The sequence below is a fragment of the uncultured Lamprocystis sp. genome (assembly GCF_903933125.1).
Taxonomy (GTDB): Bacteria; Pseudomonadota; Gammaproteobacteria; order Chromatiales; family Chromatiaceae; genus Thiodictyon.
The window spans coordinates 1-3,984 of the sequence record NZ_CAIZIZ010000557.1; the positions used below are offsets into that span (position 1 = coordinate 1).

The 3,984-nt window shown below is 66.1% G+C and carries 5 protein-coding genes; 3 read left to right on the forward strand and 2 right to left on the reverse strand.

Going from position 1 to position 3,984, the window contains the following annotated elements; all coding sequences use genetic code 11:
• The first annotated feature begins 278 nt into the window (after positions 1-278).
• Together QZY03_RS30460 and QZY03_RS30465 are read left to right on the forward strand one after the other, a co-directional pair.
• The gene (locus QZY03_RS30460; RefSeq protein ID WP_295587900.1) at positions 279-590 is read left to right on the forward strand and encodes a hypothetical protein; all 312 of its coding nucleotides are present in this window, start codon (positions 279-281) and stop codon (positions 588-590) included.
• Positions 557-1,435: an HNH endonuclease gene (locus tag QZY03_RS30465; protein WP_295587902.1), complete on the forward strand. Its 879-nt coding sequence runs from the start codon at positions 557-559 to the stop codon at positions 1,433-1,435. Before QZY03_RS30460 ends, QZY03_RS30465 begins: the two co-directional genes overlap by 34 nt.
• A gap of 235 nt (positions 1,436-1,670) precedes the next feature.
• On the opposite strand, the gene QZY03_RS30470 is transcribed toward QZY03_RS30465, so the two are convergent.
• Positions 1,671-1,820 carry a hypothetical protein gene (locus QZY03_RS30470; protein ID WP_295587904.1) on the reverse strand — a complete coding sequence of 50 codons (150 nt, stop codon included), beginning with the start codon at positions 1,818-1,820 and terminating at the stop codon, positions 1,671-1,673.
• The gene (locus QZY03_RS30475) at positions 1,813-2,172 is read right to left on the reverse strand and encodes a type II toxin-antitoxin system prevent-host-death family antitoxin (RefSeq protein ID WP_295587906.1); all 360 of its coding nucleotides are present in this window, start codon (positions 2,170-2,172) and stop codon (positions 1,813-1,815) included. The genes QZY03_RS30470 and QZY03_RS30475 overlap by 8 nt, the downstream gene beginning before the upstream one ends.
• 270 nt (positions 2,173-2,442) lie before the next feature.
• Between QZY03_RS30475 and QZY03_RS30480 the strand changes: the two genes are divergently transcribed.
• The gene (locus QZY03_RS30480) at positions 2,443-3,879 is read left to right on the forward strand and encodes a Mur ligase family protein (RefSeq protein WP_363168450.1); all 1,437 of its coding nucleotides are present in this window, start codon (positions 2,443-2,445) and stop codon (positions 3,877-3,879) included.
• The last annotated feature ends 105 nt before the right edge of the window (positions 3,880-3,984 follow it).

Sequence of the window (3,984 nt, forward strand, 5' to 3'; positions counted from 1 at the left end):
CGGTGACGGCTGGTGTTTTGGTCGACTTCAGACGATACCGCCGGTCTCCCGCTGCCGCCACCTCCGCAGGAGCCGCCGGCCCTGGTCCAGCCCACCCGTGCACAGCGCCCGGCCTCAGGCAAAAATGGCCAAAGTCGAGCCTGTGCTGCGCCACCGAAACGACGTGCGACTGCCGCAAGGGCCAGAGCGCGCTCCGAGCGGATGATCAGGCTCCGGATCTACCCTGGCCGGTAGACCACTGCTACGAGCGCTGCGTGGGCTTTACAAGTAAGGGGGAGATGTACGTCCGCTCGGATGCGCCACTCAGCGACGCGCAGCGTAGAGCGCTCGCTCTTGCTATTGGCATTCCGCACAACAACAAAACGAGGGATAACGGAATCCTCAACCTGAACCACCCAACACTCATCGCGGCGCGTGCGGCCGCGGTGGACAGCGAGTGCGATCGACTGGAGGATGACTACAAAGGCAAGACGGCGAGCAAGGATGACCGGGCAGCGCGTGCCGAGGCGATGCTCGCAGAACGAACGCTTCAAGAATTCGTGAGTATCCGCGTCGGATGGTTGACCAAGACGCTAAACAAGGGGCGATGATGTTGTCACCCATTGACCGCACCCGTCTCGAGAAGACAGCCACCGACAACGGCTTCGACCTGGAGGGGGCGACGGACGGGGCCTGGCTCCCCTTCGCGAGCAGTCAGACCAGCCTGCGCATCTGGCTCCGCGTCCTGGAAGGGACACTCTATATCGTTGCCTTCTCTCGCCGCGAGGTCTGCGCGGCCCTGCCCGACCTTGGAGCGCCCTGGACCAAGCCGCTGCCGGCAGGTGCTTGCGCGGCGCGGGGCCTGGCCGTCGCGGCGTCGCTCCACCGCTTGATCCGGCGCGCGTTTCAACTATCGCGGGCGCTCCCGGATGCGCCGCTGCAGGTCTTCCTCCAGCGGACCGCCTCACTCCCGCGGACGACGGAGGCGGAACGACTGGTCGTGCAACGGGTGGGTCAGGACCTGTTCCGCAACGGCCTGCTCGACTACTGGGAGGGCACTTGCCCGGTATCCGGACTCGTCGTCGCCGAATTACTGCGCGCGAGCCACATCAAACCCTGGGCGCACTGCGACACCGACGCCGAACGGTTGGACGTGTTCAATGGGTTGCTGCTTGCCCCCCAACTCGACGCGGCATTCGACCGCGGATTCATGACCATCGACGACGCCGGCCGGGTCATCGTCTCGGACCGGCTCGACCCCGCCTCGCGGCAGGTTCTGGGGCTCGACAGGTCGCTTTCGGTCCATCGGCTCATCGATCCGCATCGCGTGTTTCTGGCGTGGCACCGCGAGCACGTCTTTATCAGGTCATCAGCATCGGCCTCCGATCGAGTCGCCCCGGTCACCGGAGGTCGGGCCGGCGTGGTACCAAGTTCTTCGAAGATTACCTTCCCATGAAAGTCGCGCGGCTGCAATCAACATTGATCGGGTCGGGTCCCACACCACCGAACATGCGGTTTTCCGCACCCGGCGGTTGAGCCCAGCGGGCTTAGCGCGCGAGCGTCCACAGTAGAGTCAGCCCGTAGCGACTGAGGGTGGCGGTCGTCAGCGCTTGGTTGACGACGACATGGCGTGCCATGAACCAGGCGCCTCGCCGAGTAGGGGGGCATGGGGTGTCCGTGTTACTCTCCAGTTAGCCGCAGTGCATCTTCAATGACGCGCTCTGCGAGGTAACGGTCCGGGTGATCAGCGTACGCGCGAACACCGCGGGCAGCACCGACAGGCTCACGACCCGGCTCAGGCCGATCAGCGGTCCCGCATCGGCGACGACGACATCAACCAAAGGCTTCAAGCTCCTGCTCCAACTCTCCGGGACGCGGACGTGCAATGGGGATCCGCAGCCGGCTCAGGTGATCCATGAATTCAGCAACCCCCATCCCCGCCAGCCGCGCCGCCTTGCCCAGCGAGATGGTCTCCTCATCGAACAGTCGGGTGGCGAGCGTCATTGCCACCCCCTCCCGCAGCAGCGCCTCGTCGAACGGCACGGCCACAAAAATCGGCTGCCCATGCTTGGTCACGACGGACAGGCGGCCCGACTCGGCCTCGCGAACGATCCCGCCGGTGTTGTCCCGGAGGTCGCGGATGGTAAAGGTCTGCACGGCGATCTCCCGATTTGTGCCCACAGTGATGGGCACAATTTAGCTCAAGCAGCGGACCAGTAACAGACCGCAGCCGAACTCCTTGGCCGAGCCGATGCCATCGAAATCGCCTTCCCACGAAAGTCGCACGGCGGCTCTCAATGTTGTGGGAGTGACATGCGGCCACAATCGGGGCCGCCATGAACGCCGCCGCGAGACCCCGCGAGACCGCATCGCGGCCGGAGGCCGCTCCCACGAGGACGGCATGCGCAGCAGGCAATACGACGCGCTTTCAAGGCGCCCGCGCCTCGGTTAAGCTCGCCCGCCATGATGCTCACCAACCCGCTCTCCCAACTGCTCGCGTCCACCGACTTCGCCTGGCGGCGTGAGCCGGACGCCCCGGCCGCGCTGACCAACCTGCAGTGGCGCGCCGATGCCTGCGACTCCGGCTCGATCCTGTTCTTCCAACGCTTCGATGACGGCCGCGACGACGCGGAGATCTATCGGCGCTACCTGGCGGACAGCGCCTGCGCCGTGCTGGTCACCAACCGGATGCTCGATTGCTTCGACCACCTGCCCGGCATGGGCATCTATGTGACCCGTCCGGAGGACTGGGCTGCGGTGATCGGGCGGTTCTGCGATCGGGTCTATCCCTTGCGTGCGGATTTGCGCTTCATCGGCGTCACCGGCACCAACGGCAAGACCACGACCATCAAGTACCTGGAGTCGATTCTGGCCGCGAACGGACGACGGGTGCTGGCGGTCGGCACTCTGGGGCTGTCGCTCAATGGGGAACCACTGGCCGCGACCGGCTTTACCTCGCCACCCCAGCTTGAATTGCGTCGACTGCTGCACGCCCATCAGGACCGCTGCGACTGGGTGGTGATGGAGGTGAGCAGCCACGCGCTGGATCAGGGCCGCGTCCACGGTTTGCCGCTGCAGGATGCCGGCTGGACCAACTTCACCCAGGACCACCTGGACTACCACCGGACCGAGGCCGCGTATTTCGCCGCCAAGGCGCGCATTCTCGACCAGCTCGTCGACGGCGGACGACTCTATTGCAGCAGCCCCGAGGTAGCCGGTCGGCTGTCGGCAGCGGGGGTTGCACAGGCGGCGATCTGCCTCCTCGACGAACCCACCCTGGAACCGCGGGCACTGGCGGCCAAGCCTTTTCTTGCGCTGGCGCACAACCGCCGCAACTATGCTCTGGCGGTCGCGCTGGCCGATGGCGTACTGGGAACCGGCGCACGGACCGACTGGCGGCACCTGCAAGCCGTGGATGGCCGCTTCGAGTGTCGGGTGGCCGGCAACCGGACCTTCGTTGTCGACTTCGCGCACACGCCGGATGCGCTCGACACCATTCTGACCGCCATCCGCGCCGGCTTCCCCGGCGCCCGGATCATCACCCTGTTCGGCTGCGGCGGCTCCCGTGACCGCGGCAAGCGGCCACTAATGGGCGCCGCGGTGGCACGCCACTGCGACCACGCCATCGTCACCTCCGACAACCCCCGGACCGAAGACCCGGAGCAGATCATCGCGGACATCCTCACCGGCATGCCCGGCGCGAGCCTGGATGTGATCGTGGAGCGGCCACTCGCCGTCGCGCATCTGTTCGACCTGCTGGCCGCCCGCCCGCCTGAAGAACCCTGGGTTGCGCTGATCGCCGGCAAGGGTCACGAGCGCTATATCGACCGCAACGGCGCGAAGACCTATTACAGCGACCAGGACGAGGTCGAACGCAACCTGCGGCGGCTCGGCTGGTAGGGATGCCTTGGTCATAAAACCGGCCATCGCGCGATCTGCACGGTCGTCGGTCCGCACAGCGGACCCTACAGGTCACGACGTTACCGTAGGGTCCGCTGTGCGGAC

Bases quoted from the DNA above. Each gene is read 5' to 3' on its own strand.
- QZY03_RS30465 (WP_295587902.1), top strand. From the start codon at position 557: ATGGTTGACCAAGACGCTAAACAAGGGGCGATGATGTTGTCACCCATT.
- QZY03_RS30460 (WP_295587900.1), top strand. From the start codon at position 279: ATGTACGTCCGCTCGGATGCGCCACTCAGCGACGCGCAGCGTAGAGCG.
- QZY03_RS30480 (WP_363168450.1), top strand. From the start codon at position 2,443: ATGATGCTCACCAACCCGCTCTCCCAACTGCTCGCGTCCACCGACTTC.